This window comes from Rhodococcus sp. NPDC055112 (assembly GCF_053607505.1).
In genome coordinates this window covers 31,271-49,276 of sequence record NZ_JBSGTR010000028.1, presented here as the reverse complement: position 1 = coordinate 49,276, position 18,006 = coordinate 31,271, and the positions used below count along the sequence as shown (strand labels likewise).

The following is an 18,006-nucleotide window of genomic DNA, read 5'->3' as shown; positions in this document are numbered from 1 at the left end:
CCAGTGCCGCACCACCACCCGAGCCGAGGGACCGCTTCCGGATGTTCACCGCCGTCGCACTGCTGACCGTCGCCGCGGCCGGCTACTTCGGCTACCGGCGGCTGCGCCGCAATCCCGCACTGCGCGCCGACCTGTGGGCGCGGGTCAGGACGTATGCACTGGCGGCCGGGCTGTTGGCGCTGGCGGCGGTGGCCGTGTGGAGGGGGCCGTCGGGCGAGACCGCGCTGGTCCTCGCCTGCGCGGCCGTGATCGTCCTCCCCCTCGCCGCCCGAGCCACCGCGCAGGACCGGGCCGCGGTCCGTGAGACCGGGCGCCGCTCCCAACTGGGTCTCGAACCTCGCAGGCCGCTGGTCAACGTCCCATCGCTGCAGGCCCGTTGGGTGGCCGGAGGGGCCCTCGCCTACTTCTGCGTCGGGGGGTTCCGTGGCTTCGTCGCGCTCAATGCCGTCTTCTCACACCACGTACCGGACGCCGGCTGGGTGCTGTCGGCGGTCGTCGCGGCCGCCGCGGCCGCCGGGGTCGCCCATGTGAGCGTGCAACGGCGCCGGATCGCGGCGGAGGACGCCCGCCTCGACGCACTGGACCGGGCCGTCAGCTGACGGCCCGGTCCGGTACTGCTGTGTCGTGTGTCAGCCGCGGACGGCGGCGAGCACCTCGGCGAGCGCCGAGTCGGCGGGCACCTCCCGGGACTCCCCGGTGAAGCGGTCCCGCAGTTCCACGTTGCCCTCGGCGAACCCGCGGCCGACGACGACCACCAGCGGCACACCGAGCAGCTCGGAGTCCTTGAACTTCACGCCGGGCGAGGCCTTGCGGTCGTCGAGGATCACCGAGAGTCCGGCCCGGTCCAGCTCCGCGGCGAGCGCCTCGGCGCCCTCGCGGGCCGCGTCGTCCTTGTTCGCGATCACCAGGTGCACGTTCGCGGGCGACACCTCGGCCGGCCAGCGCAGGCCCTTGTCGTCGTGCTGCTGCTCGGCCATCACCGCGACCAACCGCGAGACGCCGATGCCGTACGAGCCCATCGTCGGACGGACCGGCTTGCCGTTCTCGCCGAGCACGTCGACGCCGAACGCGTCGGTGTACTTGCGGCCGAGCTGGAACACGTGGCCCACCTCGATGCCACGGGCGGCGACCAGCGGCCCCGCACCGTCGGGCGAGGGATCGCCGTCGCGCACCTCGGCGGCCTCGATGGTGCCGTCCGGGGTGAAGTCCCGGCCCGCGACGAGGCCGACGACGTGCTTGCCGTCCTCGTCGGCGCCGGTGATCCAGCTGGTGCCGTCGACGACCCTGGGGTCGACGAGGTAACGGATGCCGTTGGCCTGCAGCGCCTTCGGACCGATGTAGCCCTTGACCAGGAACGGGTTGTTCTTGAAGTCGGTCTCGGTGATCAGCACGTACTCGGCGGGCGTGAGCGCGGCCTCGAGGCGCTTCTCGTCCACCTCGCGGTCACCGGGGATGCCGACGCCGAGGAGCTCCCATTCGCCGCCGGGCACGCGGGTCTTGACCATGATGTTCTTCAGCGTGTCCGCGGCGGTGACCGTGTTCCCGAGGTCGGCGCCGTTGGCCCAGTCGACCAGCGACTCGATCGTCGGGGTGTCCGGGGTGTCGTACACCTTTGCCTCCGGCTGCCCGTCGAACGGGATCGCCGCGGGTGCGAGGGTCTTGACGGCCTCGACGTTCGCGGCGTAGCCGGACTCGATGCACCGGACGTAGGTGTCCTCACCGATCGGGCTCTCGGCCAGGAACTCCTCCGAGGCGCTGCCGCCCATCGCGCCCGAGGTCGCGGAGACGATGACGTACTTGACGCCGAGTCGCTGCAGGATGCGCTCGTAGGCATCGCGGTGCGCCTGGTAGGACGCCTCCAGGCCCTCGTCGGTGAGGTCGAAGGAATACGAGTCCTTCATCACGAACTCGCGGCCGCGCAGGATGCCCGCGCGCGGGCGCTCCTCGTCGCGGTACTTGGTCTGCACCTGGTACAGGGTGACCGGGAAGTCCTTGTACGAGTTGTACTCGCCCTTCACGGTGAGCGCGAACAGCTCCTCGTGGGTGGGTCCGAGCATGTAGTCGTTGCCCTTGCGGTCCTTGAGGCGGAACAGGCCTGCGCCGTACTCGGTCCAGCGGTTCGACGTCTCGTAGGGCTCGCGCGGGAGCAGAGCGGGCAGCAGGATCTCCTGCGCGCCAATCGCATCCATCTCCTCGCGGACGACCCGCTCGACCTCGCGGAGCACCCGGAGGCCCAGCGGCAGCCAGGAGTACACGCCCGGCGCGATGCGCCGCACGTAGCCGGCGCGGACGAGCAGCTTGTGGCTGGCGACCTCGGCGTCGGACGGGTCGTCGCGGAGCGTGCGAAGGAACAGCTGAGACAGGCGGGTGATCACGGGGTATCAGGATAGTCGGCCCGCCGGTCGGTCCGGCCCGCCCGGTACCGTTACCGCTCGTGCTGGTGCTGCTTCCCCCCTCCGAGACCAAGTCCGACGGCGGCAAGGGCGCCCCCCTCGACCTGGGCGAGCTGTCGCTGCCCAAGCTCACCGCGACGCGCGAGGTGCTGGTGAACGCGCTCGTCGAGCTCGCCTCCGACGCCGAGGCGTCGAGCCTCGCGCTGGGGCTGAGCGCCGGGCAGTCCGACGAGATCGCCCGCAACGCGGCGCTGTGGACCTCGCCGACACGTCCGGCGCTGGAGCGCTACACGGGGGTGCTCTTCGACGCCCTCGACGCGAAGTCGTTCACCCGCGCGCAGAAGGCGAAGGCGCTGACCCGCCTCGCGGTCGGCTCCGCGCTGTTCGGCGTGGTCCGCGCGGGCGATCCGATCCCGGCCTACCGGCTGTCCGGCGGCTCGAAGCTGCCGGGGATGGGCACCCTGCAGTCGGTCTGGAAGCCGGAGCTGACCTCGGCGCTCGAGGCGGAGGCCGACGGCTTGGTGGTGGACCTGCGCTCGGGCACCTACCAGCAGCTGGGTCCGGTGCCGGGCGCGGTGATCGCCACCGTGCTCACCGAGAAGCCGGACGGCAGCCGCTCGGTGGTCAGCCACTTCAACAAGCACCACAAGGGCCTGCTCGCCCGCGCGCTGGTCGTCTCCCGGGCCGAGCCGTCCGACGTGAAGGGCGTCGCCAAGGTCGCGGCCAAGGCCGGGCTCCGGGTCGAGATCGCCTCCGAGCGGGAACTGATCATCCTGACGTAGGCGGCTCCGCCGCCCGTCGCGCGTCTGTCCCCGATTGGGGTACGAATCGCACACAGTGGCGGAGCCAACTGAACGCGCGCCCAGATCATAGGTTAGCCTCACCTGCCGTTCGTCTCGTGGTGTCGCCCTGGCGGCCCGGACCAGGGAGTTGGGGAATGCGCGTGTTCAGTCGAGTGGTGGTCGCGGCCGCGGTCGTCGCGATGTCGGTGGCGCTACCCGCCGCCGCCCAGGCCCAGCCGACCCAGGGGGGGTTCGTCCGACGGCGGCATCTCGATCGGCCCGATCGACATCGACTTCGGCGTCGGCACCGGCGCGCTGACGACGTCGCGGACGACCGGCCTCGGCACCGGCGACACCGTCACCGTGTCCGGCACCGGGTTCAAGCCGGGCACCCCGCTGTATCTCGCACAGACCATCGCCAAGCCGGCCGTCGGCTTCCCGACCACCTACGGCCAGGAGTCGAAGGTGACGACCGACGCGGCGGGCGCCTTCACCGCCGAGGTCCAGGTCGCCCGCACCTTCAAGGGCGTCGACTGCCTCGAAACCGCTTGCTATCTCGCCACGTTCGCGGCCTTCCCGTCCATCTTCACCGACCGCAGCCAGGATGTGTGGGTACCGATCTCGTTCGCGGCGCAGGCGGAGGTCGCCGTCGAGGGCTCCGGCGCCGCACCCGGTTCGGGCGGCCCGGTCACCGCGGTCGCGAAGACCGCAGCCATCGCCGCGGGCGGCGAGGCGATCCGGGTCAGCGGTACCGGCTTCTCCGCCGCGGGCGCCGGCCTCTACGTCGGCCTCGCCGAAACCGGGCGCTACAACCCGCTCGACGCCGACTCCTTCGCCAGCACGGTGTACGTGCGCACCGCCGAGATCCAGGGTGGCGCATGGAGTGTCGACCTACCGGTGCAGGCACGAGTCGGCGCGACCGACTGCCTGGCACGCCCGTGCGCGATCTACACCCTCGCCGCACACGGCTCCCCCGACCGCAGCCAGGACACCGTCACCCCGGTGACCTTCGCCCCCGCCGTCACGACGGCGGCACCGGCGCCGGCCGCACCCGCACCGGCAGCTGCCGGATCCCCCGTGGTGACGGCGTCGAAGATCGCGGGCCTGAACGCGGCCGGTGACACGGTGACTGTGTCCGGCACCGGATTCGCCGGCACCGGTTCGGGAATCTACGTCGGTGTCGCACAGACGGACCGGTTCTCCACCACGGACGCCTCGGCATTCCAGGACGCCGAGTTCATCCGCGCCTCCGACATGTCCGCGGGTGCCTGGTCGACCACCCTGAACGTCGCCGGTGCGTTCGGGGACAGCGACTGCACCCGCAATGCGTGCGCGATCTACACGCTCGCCGCGCACGGCTCGTCCGACCGCAGCCAGGACACCGTGACGCCGATCAGCTTCGTCGGCGCCGCACCCGCCGTCACCACCCCGGCGCCCGCCCCTGCGGGTGTCGCCGCCGTGACCGTCGCGAAGACCGAGGGGCTCGAACCGAACGGCGAGAAGGTCACCGTCAGCGGCACCGGGTTCTCCGGCGGCGGCGCCGGCATCTACGTCGGCCTGGTCGAGGACGACAAGTACTCCGCCACCGACGCGACGGCATGGATCACCACGGCCTACCTGACGCCGGACAAGATCGTCGGCGGGAACTGGTCGACGGAACTGGAACTGCGAGCAGTACAAGGTGATGCGGACTGCACCCGCAGCACCTGCTCCGTCTACACGGTCGCCGCTCACGGCTCGTCCGACCGCAGTCAGGACACCCGCACGCCGGTTGCGTTCGGGGGTGTCCCGGCCACCGCGGCGCCGACCACCGTTCCTGTGCCCGACACAGCGGTGGAGAACCTGTCGGCCACCTCGACCGAGTCCGACGACGACTCCGGTTCTGCCGCCGGCTGGATCGTCGGCGGTGCGGTCGCAGCGATCGTCGCCGCCGGCGCCGGCGTTGTTGCCATGCGCCGCAGGGTGTAATCCTCTGCTTCGACGAAAGTCCGGCTGCGGTCCGCGTCGTTCATGAAACGGGGCGCGGACCGCAGGCGGTCACAGCCGGGGATCGACCGCCTCCGACTCCAGGGCGAGCACCGCGAATACCGCCTGATGGATACGCCACAGCGGATCGGCCTTGACCAGTCGGTCGACCGCCTCCATGCCCAGCGCATACTCGCGCAGCGCCATCGACTGCTTGTGCCCCAGGTTTCTGCTGCGCAGCCGCTCCAGGTTCTCCTTCTCGGTGTAATGCGGACCGTAGATCAGTCGCAGGTATTCACGGCCACGCACCTTGATGCCGGGCTGAACGCGACGAGAGCCGGCCTGCGCCCCGTTGGCGAGCGGTTTGACCACCATGCCCTCGCCGCCGGCGCCGGTCAGCTCGTCCCACCAGGCGATGCCCGCGGCCTCCGACTCCGGCGAGCCGGTGTCGACAACGACGCGCCGGGTCGTGGTGAACAGGGTCGGTGCCGCCGCCACGAGCCGGTCCGCGATTGCCAGGTGCCAGCGATGATCGCGACCGCCGTGGCCGGTTCCCTCGGTGGCCAAGACCTGGAACGGCGCCACTCGCACGCCGTCCAGGCCGTCGGTCGGCCACACGTATCGCCGGTAGGCGTCGGTGTAGCGCGCGACGTCGTCCGCCCTGCTGCTCACCCGCTCGAGGAGATCCTCGACGTCGAGTCCGCGTTCCGCCGAGGCCTCGAGCACCGATCTGCGGCCCGCAAGGTCTGCGCGCGCGGCCGCACCCACCGCGGCGTACTGCGACCGCAGCAGCCCCTCGGACTTCGCTGACCACGGCAGCAGCTCCGCGTCCAGGAGCATCCAGTCGGTCGCGAGCTCCTCCCACAGCCCGGTGACCCCGACAGCCTCCGCGATGAGAGTCACCAGGCGCTCGGTCTGTTCCTCGTCGAACATGCGCCGACCCGTACGGGTGTGCACCATTCCGGACAGCCCGTCCGCGACGCCGAACCGCGCGGCGGCAACCGAGGCGTCGCGGCACACCATCACGATCGCTCGCGAACCCATGTGCTTCTCCTCGCAAATCAGCTCGCTCACCCCCGCCTTTCGGTACTCGGCGAAAGCTTCGGCTGGATGCTCGAGGACACCGGGCCGCGACGAGGTCGCGCACGGCGCCATCGTCGGCGGCAGGTAGTACAGCCACTGTGGCGCCACCGCCCATCGGCTCATCACCTCGAGCGCACCCGCCGCATTCTCGGGCCGAATCGTGATCCGTCCGCGCAGGGCGGTATCCACTCCCCCAACCCTGAGAATGTCCTCGATGTCGAGGGCCTGCGGATCGGGCTCCGGCACGTGCAGCGGCTTGGCCGGCGGATACCACTCCCGATCGGCCGGAACGGAGACCACCTCGCGCTCGGGGTAGCGCATCGCCGTGAGCGCGCCGCCGAAGACGCACCCGGTGTCGAGGCAGGCCGTGTTGTTGAGCCACCGCACATCCGGCACCGGCGTGTGTCCGTACAGCACCATCGCGTCGCCGCGATAGTCCTCCGCCCACGGGTAGCGGACCGGCAACCCGAATTCGTCTGTCTCACCGGTGGTCTCGCCGTAGAGCGCGAAACTGCGCACCCGACCGGACGCGCGATTGTGGTACTCCTCCTTCAGGCCCGCGTGGGCGACGACCAACCGCCCGTCGTCGAGAACGAGATGCGCAACCAGCCCGTCGCAGAATTCCGCGACGGCGCGGCAGAACTCCTCGGACTCGGACGCGAGCTGCTCTAGGGTGCGGTCGAGACCATAAGTGGCGCTGACCTTTTGTCCGCGCAGCGCCTTCACGAGCTTGTTCTCGTGGTTACCCGGCAGCGCCAGCGCGTTCCCGGCAGCGGCCATTCCCATCACCAGCCTCAACACACCCGGCGAGTCGGGGCCGCGGTCCACGTAGTCGCCCACGAACACCGCGGTGCGCCCGACTGGTGGAAGTGCATCCACCGGCCGACCCCGCTCATCCCGCCGCACTGTGTATCCCAGTGCGTCCAAGAGGGTTTCGAGCTCGCCGAGACATCCGTGAATGTCCCCGATCACGTCGAACGGCCCGCGCAGGTCGCGACGGTCGCTCCGCAACGGTTGCCGGACGATCCGCGCCGACGCCACGTCCTCGACCCCATCGAGGACGTGGACCGTGCGGAAACCCTCACGCGCCAGCCCGCGCATCGACCGCGAGAGTTGCTGCTGCTGACGTCGCAGGACGCTGCGATCGAATCCTCGGTCCCCCCGGGCGGCATTGCGCTCGGCGCACACCTGCTCGGGCAGGTTCAGCACGATCGCCACCGGCAGCACATCCTGGGAGCGGGCAAGATCGATCAGCTTCTTTCGGGCCGCCGGCTGGACGCTCGTCGCATCGATGACGGTCAGCTTCCCGGCGCGCAGTCGCTTGGTGGCGATGAACTCGAGGACCTCGAACGCATCGCCGGTAGCCTCCTTCGAATTCGGGTCATCACTGACCAATCCACGACAGTGATCGCTCGAGATCACCTCGTACGCGCCGAAATGCTCGGCCGCGAAGGTCGACTTCCCCGACCCGCTGATGCCGATGAGCACGACCAACGACGGCTCCGGTATCTCGAGAACACTCATGCCGAAACCTCCCGTCGGATGAACACGGCCATCTGGGTTGGCGCGCCATGGGTCTCGTCGACATCACCAATCCCCGTGAAGCTCACGTCATAGTCGTGTGCGGACGTGACCTCTCGCGCCCAGGCCTCGAATTGCGTTCGGCTGAACTCGAATCGGTGGTCGGGATGCCGGAAGGTGCCCGGCTCGAGATTCGGATACAGCACGTTGTACTCGGAGTTGGGCGTGGTCACCAGGACCACCCGCGGGTGCATGTCGGCAAACACCGACCGCACCAGCGCCGGCAGGCGCGACTCGTCGACGTGTTCGACGACCTCCATCAACACCACCGCATCGAACCCCCTCAGGCGTGGATCACGGTAGGTGGCCGACGACTGGAGCACCGAGATGCGCTCCCGCTGACGGTCCGACAGCTCGGCCAGCCCGAGCCTACGTTCCGCTCTACGCAGCGCGCCGTCGCTGACATCGACGCCGACGATCTTGGTGAAGGCAGGCCGGGCGAGCAGCTCCCGCAACATCTTTCCCTCACCGCAGCCGACATCGACCACCCGTGCGACACCGAGATCCTCGAGCGTCGCGATCACCACGTCCTGACGCCGGTTCGCGAGGCCGGCGTTGACCACCGGCACATCGCCCCGCTCCATTGTTGCGTCCTCGACCAACCGATCGACGACGGATGCCACCAGCTCGCGTCGGTGTGCGAGGTATCGCGAGGCGATCAGCTCGGCTTCCGGGTGGCCGCTCAGCCACTCGCCTGCCACCCGAACCAACTTGTCGGCCTCTTCCTCACCGACCCAGTAGTGCTTGACATCATCGAGCACGGGCAACAGGACGTAGAGGTGTCGCAGCGCCGCGGACAACGTCAGAGTGCCGACCAGCGTCAAGCTCACATATGCCGAGTCACCCCACTGCGGAATCGTCTCGTCCAGCGGCAGCGGCTCCGCGATGACGTCCCAGCCGAGCGGACCGAAGAGCCGACCCGGCAGGTCTGCACCGCCCCTGGCCGGCATCGCCGGAACGGTGACCCGCAGCGGCAGGGCCGTCAGCGGGAGGTCCGGGCGCGACGCGAGCGTCCCGGCGAGGGCGGATTTGAACACCCGCGAGATGGCCACTGCCAACATCGACGACCCGGCATACGGTCGGTCGTTGACATACTGCCCCAACGCGAAACCGTCACTGCCACGCCGAAACTTGCTGCGTGCCAGCTCGATGGGATCGACGTCGAGGACCAGCGCCACGGTGCAGCTCGACTGCGAGGACTCCGGGTAGAGGACGGTCGCGGTCCCCACCGACAACTCGAAGGTCTGCACCCGATCGGGGTGCTTGTGCAGGAGGTAGCCGAGGTCCGACGCATCAGGGAAGCCGCCACTCACGGTCGCGGTCGCGGTCAGTGTGAACAGCACCATTCGAACACTACCGGCGGTGTCGAGCGAGATTCCGTCGTGACATCGGCGGGATGTCCTCTCTACGGGAGGGGGTACGACGGGACCGGCCATCGTAGAGGTCCCCTTGGTGGGGCGGAATCGGTGGGTAAGGGCGGGGCTCGATGTACACGCAGCTCCACAGACCTGCGGCGACCGCGACGAAGACCGCCCCACCGGACCCCAAGCTCGCCGCCTGATGGAAGAGCAGCCACACTCCCCCGGCCCACACCACGAAGCCCACCACCCACCGTCCTCGCGGCGCCGTGCTCGACTGCGATCTCCGCGTGGAAAGGTGGGCCCAGGTCGCCGAGCCGAATCCCCACGTCCCGGCCACCGTCACCACCATCGCCGCGAGAAACCACCAGACCACCGTGTCGTCGGACAGCTCGATCGGTACTCCCACAGGCCACACCGCACGAACCCTTACGCGATGATCGGTTCGGTGTGCGGATTCCCGGGGCCGACATGGGGATCGGGTGGGGCCACTCCCGGTTTCGTGAGCGTCCACGCATAGGCGGGCGGGAGGTTGGTCCAGATCTTGACGCGATCCTGGCGGAAGCGTGCGCGGAACTCGGCGAGCGCCCGCGCGCTGCCTTGGCGGTGCCGGAGGTGCCGATCCCCGGCAAACCGGTCGACCGCCGCACCGCCGAGATACGAGAAGTAGGTGATGCATCCGCCGGGCTTGAGTACCCCGTCGAGGGTTGCGCAGATCGCACGCGTCTCGTCCTCGGAGAAGTTCGCGAAGGGAAGTCCGACCACGATGACGTTGTACTGTTCGGTCGCCGGGAGTTCGGCGATGTCGGCCTGGCGGACCGCGATCCGCTCCGCGCGGGCGCGGAGAGCCGGATCGACGCCGATCTCCGCTCGGAGGTACGCGGCGAGTCGCGGGTTCCGCTCGACGCAGGTCAGGGTGTCGTCCGGGCCGATGCGGGCCGCGATCGCGCGGCTCAGCGCTCCCGTCCCCGCACCGACCTCGAGGATCGACAGCGCGGTATCGGTGGAACGGGCGATCGACTCCGTCAGCGCGCGTGCCAGTCGGGGACTGCTCGGCGCGATCGCGCCCGTCGTCCGCAGGTCGCGGCCTGCCTCTGCGGCAAACAGCGCGTGGCCGCCGAATCGTGTCGGCGACATCCTGGCGGCAAAGTTCATCATGTACCCACAGTGCGGGCGCCACATCGTGGGCCGCATCGGCAATCCGGCCACCGGCACCCCCGACGAAAGTAGGTGGGGACACCGGCGATCGGTCGAAACAGTCGATGCCAGAGCCGATTCCGCGGGTACATTCGCAACGTGATCTCCATCCTCGTCGTTGACGACGATCCGTTCGTGCGCCAGGGGTTGGCCGACATGATCGCCACCGACGACCAACTGTCCGTGGTCGCGCACGCGTCGGACGGCGCCGACGCGGTGCGAGTTGTTCGGTCCCGTGAGATCGACGTCGTACTGATGGACATCCGGATGCCGACGATGGACGGAATCGAGGCGACGCGCCGGATTGCGGCACTGCCGTCCCGTCCGCGCATCCTGGTGCTCACCACGTTCGATCTGGACCAGTACGTGTATTCGGCCCTCGCCGCAGGCGCAGACGGATTCCTGCTCAAGGAGACACCTCCCGCGGAGATCCTCCGAGCGGTCCACATCGTTGCGGCGGGCGGGTCGATGTTGCATCCCGGCGCGGCGCGGGCGCTCATCGATCGATTCCACCAGCAGACAGCGGAGTCCGCGCAGGCCGCGGCCGAGCGCATCGCGCGCCTCACCCCGCGCGAGACGCAGGTGCTCGAGCGGGTTGCGCGTGGGGACTCCAACGCCGACATCGCAGAGAGGCTGTCGATGCGCGAAAGCACAGTGAAGGCGCACGTCAGTCGGATTCTCACCGCTCTTGACGTCTCGAACCGGGTCCAAGCGGCGCTGGTGGCGCGTGACGCTCAGCTGCTCGGCGAGTCCGGCTGACGGCTGGGCCACGGCAAGCTTACGAACACCCGGAAGCCGCCGTCGAAGGTGGGCCCGTGCTCGAACGTTCCCGCGGCGACCATGATGCGCTCGCTCAACCCCTCCAGTCCCGTTCCGGACCCGCCCAGGTGCGTGGTCGCCGAGGATTCTGCCGGCGCCGCATTGACGATCTCGATGCTCAGACGGTCGCCGGGTGCGCCGTCGATCGCGATCGTGGTGGCGGCGCCCGCCGCGTGCTTGTGGATGTTCGTCAGCGCCTCCTGGGTCACGCGGAAGGCCGCGTGCGCAAGCACGGAGGGTGCGGGACGGTCCAGGTCCGCGCGGATGTCCTCCACGATCGGGACGCCCGCGGCACGCGACGCGGCGATGAGCGCGGGAATGTCCCGCAGCAGCGGCTGGGGCGGTTCCGGCGCGGGTTCGTCGGACGAGTCCCGGAGCACGCCCAGCACGCCGCGCAGATCCTCGAGCGCACCGCGGGCGGTGTCGGCGATCAGCGTCGCGCTGCGTTGCACGCGGTCGGCATCCGGTGCGCGGGTCACCTGCAAGGCACCGGCGTGCAGTGCGATCAGCGAGACCTTGTGCGCCACCACGTCGTGCATCTCGCGGGCGATGCGGCTGCGTTCGGCCAGTCGCGCCTGGGCCGCTCGCGCCTCCCGTTCGGCCTCCGCCTGACGAACGCGATCATGAAGTCCGTCCAGGTACGCGCGGCGCAGGCCGATATAGGCGCCGAAAACAGCGAAGGCGGCGATCGCGAACAATGCCGAGCCCAGCACGGTCGGATAGTCCTCCGCGGTACGCCGGAAAGACTCGGACGCGGCGTCCGTCAGCGCCCCGGCCACGGCCAGGATCCAGAGCCATCGGTCCCGGCGGCGCACCGCAAGGGTGCAGATCGCGATGAGCATCATCAGATTCGACCCGGACAGAGCACACACGAGAATGCCGACGCACGTGATCGCGATCGGATACCGGCGGCGCCACCACAGGGTCATCGCGGCGGCGACCGAAATCGCCGACAACCAGCATGACGACGCCGAATAGTCGCCCGCGTCCACGAACCGCCCGACCAGGACGAAGATCGTCGCCGCGAGCAGCGCGATGTCGCGAATCCGCGGAAGACGCGGCTCGAGCCTCCGGCGGTACTCCTCGAGGGCAGTCACACGCTGAGTATGTCGCGTATCCGATCGCGAACGCTCCGTCAGTTGGTCCATCGTCCGGGCGGAGGGTCCATGGATGTATAAGCGGGGAGCGGGAGCGGCTGATCGTTCAGGAACGTCTCCAGCAAGCCTGTGTAGATCTCCGGCTGGTCCGTCGAGACCGCGTGGCCGGCACCCTGGATGTCGACCAGCGTGGAGTCGGGAAAGGTGTCGCGGTACTCGCGGGTGACCGGCCAACGGAGGAAGTCGCATTGGGCCGCCATGACGAGGACGGGAACCTGCGCGTTCGTGAGTGCCGGCCTGGGATCCGGGATGGAGTCGAAATCGGCGGTCGTCATCTGGTTGACGTAGAAGCCCTGCGGGTTGTCGTGCGGTGGCGTCGTGACCTCGCGTGAGCACGAGGCACCGTCACGTCCGGTGAGGGCGACCTCGTGCATCCACGAGTCGGCTTCGGCGTCGGGGACGAACGCATGCGCGGCTTCGGGATTCACGCCCATCAGCAGCGATTGGGCGAGAACGCGCGGGTTGCCCATCAGTTCGTCGTAGCGGGCTTGCTGGGCGGGATCCATCTCGTGCCAGGGTTCGCCGACTCCGTCGGGAAATGCCGTCGGCCAGATCGCCCCCGGTGCGACGAAGACAGCTTTCGCGACTCGATCGGGGTGCGCGGCGATGTACTGCGCCGCAAGCGATCCGCCCCATGATCGTCCGACGAGGATGAGTTGCTCGGCACCGAGTTCTTGCCGTATCGCGTCGAGATCGGCAACCTGGCGCTGCACGGTGTAGGCGGTGACATCGCCGAGTCGGGTCGAGCGGCCGGCCCCCACTTGGTCATACGCATATACCTCGAATCCCTCGGCGGCGAGTTCGGTGCCGCCGACCGGTATTCCCTCGCCCGGTGTTCCCGGTCCGCCGTGCACGAAGATCACCGGCGGCTTCGGGGTCTGGAGTTCGGCGGCAGGCGCGTGGACGTAGGCGATTCGCGACCCGGTCGGCAGGTCCCAGTACTGGACGGCCGCGGGCACCTCCGCTTCCGGCTGGGCAGGGAACGGACTGAGAATCGTCGACGCCGCCAACGCGGTGACGGCCACGCCGATCGCCGCGCTCAATCCGGCCGCGCCCACCTTTGCTCGACGCAACCCCGCCAGCCGAAAACCCCACCAGCTCAACAGAAAACAGACGGCAATGGTAACCACGAGTCCCGCGCCGAGGAACAGCGCCGGGGTGTCCACCACGAGGGCCACCAGGCCCACCGCCAGCGCTCCGACGACGATCGCCACCACGATTCCGACAACGATGGTCATCACCCCCAGGGCGATACGCAAGCGCCCGCGCGCCCGCCCGGGCGTCGCCGATTCTCGCGGTTCCACCGTCATCGCAGGTCCCGTCCCTCTCATAGCCAGTTCGTCGGACCGTACTGGACGGTCGTTACAAACCGAGCCCGGCAAGCTGCGACTCCTCGACCCCCGCCGACGCCCGATAAGCCTGACCTACCAATTGAACGCTCAATCAGGTAGCTTAGCCTCACCTATGCAACCGTAGGCTAACCTCACTTATCGTGTGAGCTCCCCATGTCGCCGTTGACCTGCGGCTATGACCAGGAAGAAGGAAGATGCGCGCGTTAGGCAGGGCCGCATTCGCGATCATGGCGACAGCCATGGCACTGACGGCGCCGACAGGCGTCGCTGTCGCTGACCCCGATACCTCCGGCGAGGGCGACACGGCCGCCCCGACCGTCTCCGGCCCCGCGGTCACGACCGTCAGCAAGACGTCCGGCCTGAACGTCGACGGTGAGACCATCACCGTCTCGGGCAACGGATTCTCCGGCGCGGGTGCCGGCATCTACGTCGGCCTCGCCCAGGACAGCATGTTCTCCACCACCAATGCCGACGCCTGGATGTCCACGGTGTTCGTCCGGGCCGGCCAGATCACCGGCGGCTCGTGGTCGACCGCGGTCGAGGTGATGGGGATCAAGGGTGCCTCGGACTGCACCGTGAACTCCTGCTCGATCTACACAGTCGCCGCACACGGCTCGCCGGACCGCACCCAGGACACCAGAACCGGGGTGGCCTTCGCCGCGGTGCCCACGACGACCACGCAGCCGCCCACCACCACCACGACCGTGCCCCCGACTACCACCACCACCAAACCGCCAACCACCACCACCAAACCGCCAACCACGACGACCAAGCCGCCGACGACGACCACCACGCCGCCGCCCACCACCACCACGACCACACCGCCAACCACCACCACCAAGCCGCCGACGACGACCACCACGCCGCCGCCCACCACCACCACCAAGCCCCCGACGACGACCACCACGCCGCCGCCCACCACCACCACGACCACACCCCCAACCACCACCAAGCCCCCGACGACGACCACCACGCCGCCGCCCACGACCACACCCCCAACCACCACCACGAAGCCCCCGACACCACCGGCTGGCAACGGGCCAAAGGTGAGCGTCGACCGGACCAGCGGGCTCAACGCTGCCGGCGACACGATCAAGGTCAGCGGCCGCGGCTTCTCGACCTCCGGACCGGGCATCTACATCGGCGTCGCCCAGATGAACCGCTTCTCGGTCACCGACGCGTCGGTCTTCCAGGACGCGAAGTTCATCAAGACCTCCGACATGCCGGGCGGTTCCTGGTCGGCATCGCTCAACGTCACGTCCGCGTTCGCCGGTAGCGACTGCATCGCCAATGCCTGCGCCGTCTACACCCTGGCCGCCCATGGGTCGTCCGACCGCAGCCAGGACACCGTCACCCGCATCGACTTCGGCGGCGGCACGGCGGGACCCGGCACACCCGCAGGACCGGGAACCCCTGGCACACCTGAAACACCCGCGGGACCAGGAGCGCCCGCGGGACCGAATCCGGGACCCGGCGGATCCACCTTGACGACCAACCCCAACCTTTCGGTGACGCTGTCGAAGGGCACCAACCTCGACCCGGCGGGCGAGACGGTCACCATTTCCGGTTCCGGGTTCTCCGGAGCGGCACCGGGTCTCTACGTCGGCCTCGTCCAGGACAACCGCTTCTCCTCAACCGACGCCTCGGCCTGGATGACGACCGCCTTCCTCAAGCCAGAGGCAATCTCCGGCGGCAACTGGTCCACCACCATGGAACTCCCCGCAGCCGTGGCCGATTTCGACTGCATGCGCAACACCTGCTCGATCTACACCGTCGCCGCTCACGGCTCGAGTGACCGCAGCCAGGACTCCCGCACCCCGGTGGGCTTCGCAGGCGGCGTCGCGCCCGACACGACCAGCACACGGACGATCAATCCCGCATTCAACAACAAGGCGGGCGCGGCGAGCGGCACCGCCGCGGCAGCACTGAAGGGCAAGGTGGGCGTAGGGAACTCGGTGGTAGTGACTCTGTCGAAGACACGCGGCCTCAAGGTCGACGGCGACACGATCACCATCTCGGGCACCGGATTCTCCAGCAGCGGCCCCGGCATCTACACCGGACTCATCCAGGACGACAAGTTCTCCACGACCGACGCGGGAGCCTGGATGACCACTGCGTTCATCACGCCGAACAAGATCATCGACGGCGCCTGGTCCACCGCCATGGATGTCATGGCCGTCAAGGGCGGTTCCGACTGCACCAAGAACGCCTGTTCCGTCTACACCATTGCCGCACACGGCTCGAGTGATCGCAGCCAGGACAGCCAGACACCGGTGAGCTTCGGCGACGACCCGGAAGGCGCCGAGGCGGCAACCCCCGCCGCGGCCGGCGGAGCATCGGCGTCGGGCGACTCCAACTCCCCCTCGGCATTCCGCAACCTCTCCAGCACGTTCGCGAGCACCGCCTGGATCGCTCCGCTGCTGATCGGCGGCGGCGTCGGAGCCGGGATTGCGGTGGCGACGACCTTTGCTATGCGCCGCCGAGCGAGTACCCGTCCCCTCACACACGACTGACAACCGAACACTGGGCGCACCACAGCCCGCTCAAGCGGCTCTGACCTGCAATTTCATGCTCAGGAATTGCGGTCACGCATGTCGGTTACGTCCGGTTCAACCCCTTGACAACCACCGCGTAATTTAGGCTAGCTTTACCTAACTTTGTGCCACCAATTGAACGCCTCATGGCGACTCACACAAGAAAGCAGGAACATGCACAAGTTCAACAAGGCAGCGATCGCAGCCGTTGCCGCCACGATCACCTGGACGATGTCGGTCGGCGTCGCAGGAGCGTTGACCACGCCGTTCGGCGACATCGACACCGGGTCGCTTGGCAGCGCGGGTTCAAGCTCGCCGGAGCCCGAAGGTCCGGGGCCGGAGGTACCGGCTCCGCTGGTCTCGCTGTCGAAGGCCACGGACCTCACCGCCGACGGCGACACGATCACCGTCTCGGGCACCGGATTCTCCGGCGCAGGCGCAGGCCTCTACGTCGGCCTCATCCAGGACAGCAAGTACTCCGCCACCGACTCGACCGCGTGGATGACCACCAAGTGGCTCAAGCCCGCCGACTTCACCGCAGGCGCCTGGACCGCCACCATCGACGTCGCCGCCATCAAGGGCGACTCGAACTGCCTCGTCAACACCTGCTCGATCTACACCGTCGCCGCACACGGCTCGGCCGACCGCACCCAGGACACCAAGACCCCCGTCACCTTCAAGGCACCCGTCGTCGTGCCCACCGGGCCTGCCGTGACCGCGACGAAGACCACCGACATCGCCGCCAACGGCGAGACCATCACCGTCTCGGGCACCGGATTCTCCGGCGCAGGCGCAGGCCTCTACGTCGGCCTCATCCAGGACAGCAAGTACTCCGCCACCGACTCGACCGCATGGATGACCACCAAGTGGCTCAAGCCCGCCGACTTCACCGCAGGCGCCTGGACCGCCACCATCGACGTCGCCGCCATCAAGGGCGACTCGAACTGCCTCGTCAACACCTGCTCGATCTACACCGTCGCCGCACACGGCTCGGCCGACCGCACCCAGGACACCAAGACCCCCGTCACCTTCAAGTGACCTGAACCGCCCTGCTATCAAGGCCTGGTCTCTGTTCTTTCGAGCAGAGGCCAGGCCTTGTGGCGTATTCGACGGTCGTTACACGCTGCCGGCCTCCGGGTTCCACCGCGACCCGAACTCCCCCGCGCGTGGTGGCGGGCCGGGCAGATCACCGCTCACGGCCAGACCGTCGACGAGCAGAGCGAGGTGGCGGCGTCGCAATTGCCGGGTCCGCTCCTGGTCCGGAATCCGGATGGCGGCGCACCCCTCGAGCAGCAGCCCGAGATCCAGGGTGACGATGTCGGCGCGCAGGCGCCCCGTCGCGCGTGCCCGCTCGACGAGGGCATCGGTCAACTCCTGGGAGCGCATCGCGTCGTGTCCCATCTCCTCGGTCGGGGTGAACGCCCCCGCGAGGTGCACCGTCAATGAGTGCACATCGGCGTCGACCACCCTCTCGAGAAATCCGGTCAGCCCGCGCCACGCGTCGGCGTCCTCGAGGCCTGTTTCCGCCTCGGCGATGTAGCGGCGCAGGCCGTCGTGACACAACGTACGCAGGAGGTCCTCCTTGCCCGGGTACCGGCGATAGAGCGCGCTGATCCCGACGCCCGCACGCTGGGCCACCGCGGTGATGGGGGCCTTCGGATCGGACAGGAACACCTCCCGCGCCGCCTCCAGGATGACTCCGTCGTTGCGCGCCGCCTGCTGTTTGCGCCCCGGCAGCCCGGGCCCGCTCTCGCGAACTGCGCTTTCAGTCGATTTCGGCATGAA

General features: G+C 68.9%; 14 protein-coding genes. 6 read left to right on the top strand and 8 right to left on the bottom strand.

Annotated features, from left to right (window positions below):
- Positions 1 to 41: 41 nt before the first annotated feature.
- Complete coding sequence (locus tag ACWFRB_RS14455) at positions 42 to 599, top strand: hypothetical protein (RefSeq protein ID WP_452641838.1); 558 nt, start codon at positions 42 to 44, stop codon at positions 597 to 599.
- Positions 600 to 629: 30 nt separating this feature from the next.
- Here the strand turns inward: ACWFRB_RS14455 and ACWFRB_RS14450 are convergent, their stop codons facing one another.
- Complete coding sequence (locus ACWFRB_RS14450) at positions 630 to 2,375, bottom strand: proline--tRNA ligase (protein WP_452641837.1); 1,746 nt, start codon at positions 2,373 to 2,375, stop codon at positions 630 to 632.
- 59 nt (positions 2,376 to 2,434) lie between these two features.
- Between ACWFRB_RS14450 and yaaA the strand changes: the two genes are divergently transcribed.
- Positions 2,435 to 3,175 carry a peroxide stress protein YaaA gene (gene yaaA, locus ACWFRB_RS14445; protein ID WP_452641836.1) on the top strand — a complete coding sequence of 247 codons (741 nt, stop codon included), beginning with the start codon at positions 2,435 to 2,437 and terminating at the stop codon, positions 3,173 to 3,175.
- Positions 3,176 to 3,387: 212 nt separating this feature from the next.
- Here the strand turns inward: yaaA and ACWFRB_RS14440 are convergent, their stop codons facing one another.
- Positions 3,388 to 3,522 (bottom strand): hypothetical protein, encoded by a 135-nt coding sequence (locus tag ACWFRB_RS14440; RefSeq protein WP_452641835.1) that lies wholly within the window; start codon positions 3,520 to 3,522, stop codon positions 3,388 to 3,390.
- 16 nt (positions 3,523 to 3,538) lie between these two features.
- Here ACWFRB_RS14440 and ACWFRB_RS14435 point away from each other — a divergent pair, with 16 nt between their 5' ends.
- Complete coding sequence (locus ACWFRB_RS14435) at positions 3,539 to 5,143, top strand: neocarzinostatin apoprotein domain-containing protein (RefSeq protein ID WP_452641834.1); 1,605 nt, start codon at positions 3,539 to 3,541, stop codon at positions 5,141 to 5,143.
- Between the two features lie 69 nt (positions 5,144 to 5,212).
- On the opposite strand, the gene ACWFRB_RS14430 is transcribed toward ACWFRB_RS14435, so the two are convergent.
- The 3 genes from ACWFRB_RS14430 to ACWFRB_RS14420 all read right to left on the bottom strand — a co-directional run bounded on the left by ACWFRB_RS14430 (position 5,213) and on the right by ACWFRB_RS14420 (position 10,320).
- Positions 5,213 to 7,747, bottom strand: a complete 2,535-nt coding sequence (locus ACWFRB_RS14430; RefSeq protein ID WP_452641833.1) for a polynucleotide kinase-phosphatase — start codon at positions 7,745 to 7,747, stop codon at positions 5,213 to 5,215.
- Positions 7,744 to 9,150, bottom strand: a complete 1,407-nt coding sequence (locus ACWFRB_RS14425; RefSeq protein WP_452641832.1) for a 3' terminal RNA ribose 2'-O-methyltransferase Hen1 — start codon at positions 9,148 to 9,150, stop codon at positions 7,744 to 7,746. The genes ACWFRB_RS14430 and ACWFRB_RS14425 overlap by 4 nt, the downstream gene beginning before the upstream one ends.
- Positions 9,151 to 9,591: 441 nt before the next feature.
- The gene (locus ACWFRB_RS14420; RefSeq protein WP_452641831.1) at positions 9,592 to 10,320 is read right to left on the bottom strand and encodes a class I SAM-dependent methyltransferase; all 729 of its coding nucleotides are present in this window, start codon (positions 10,318 to 10,320) and stop codon (positions 9,592 to 9,594) included.
- A gap of 138 nt (positions 10,321 to 10,458) precedes the next feature.
- On the opposite strand from ACWFRB_RS14420, the gene ACWFRB_RS14415 reads away from it, so the two are divergent.
- Positions 10,459 to 11,118 (top strand): response regulator, encoded by a 660-nt coding sequence (locus ACWFRB_RS14415; protein ID WP_452641830.1) that lies wholly within the window; start codon positions 10,459 to 10,461, stop codon positions 11,116 to 11,118.
- Here the strand turns inward: ACWFRB_RS14415 and ACWFRB_RS14410 are convergent.
- Positions 11,094 to 12,275: a sensor histidine kinase gene (locus ACWFRB_RS14410; RefSeq protein ID WP_452641829.1), complete on the bottom strand. Its 1,182-nt coding sequence runs from the start codon at positions 12,273 to 12,275 to the stop codon at positions 11,094 to 11,096. The genes ACWFRB_RS14415 and ACWFRB_RS14410 overlap by 25 nt on opposite strands.
- 38 nt (positions 12,276 to 12,313) lie before the next feature.
- Entirely contained in the window at positions 12,314 to 13,573 is a 1,260-nt protein-coding gene (locus tag ACWFRB_RS14405; RefSeq protein ID WP_452641828.1) for an alpha/beta fold hydrolase, read from the bottom strand.
- 353 nt (positions 13,574 to 13,926) lie between these two features.
- On the opposite strand from ACWFRB_RS14405, the gene ACWFRB_RS14400 reads away from it, so the two are divergent.
- Complete coding sequence (locus ACWFRB_RS14400; protein ID WP_452641827.1) at positions 13,927 to 16,200, top strand: hypothetical protein; 2,274 nt, start codon at positions 13,927 to 13,929, stop codon at positions 16,198 to 16,200.
- A 195-nt stretch (positions 16,201 to 16,395) separates the two neighbouring features.
- Positions 16,396 to 17,259, top strand: coding sequence for a hypothetical protein (locus ACWFRB_RS14395; RefSeq protein WP_452641826.1), 864 nt, complete (start codon positions 16,396 to 16,398; stop codon positions 17,257 to 17,259).
- A gap of 78 nt (positions 17,260 to 17,337) precedes the next feature.
- Here the strand turns inward: ACWFRB_RS14395 and ACWFRB_RS14390 are convergent, their stop codons facing one another.
- Entirely contained in the window at positions 17,338 to 18,003 is a 666-nt protein-coding gene (locus ACWFRB_RS14390; RefSeq protein WP_452641825.1) for a TetR/AcrR family transcriptional regulator, read from the bottom strand.
- Between the last annotated feature and the right edge of the window lie 3 nt (positions 18,004 to 18,006).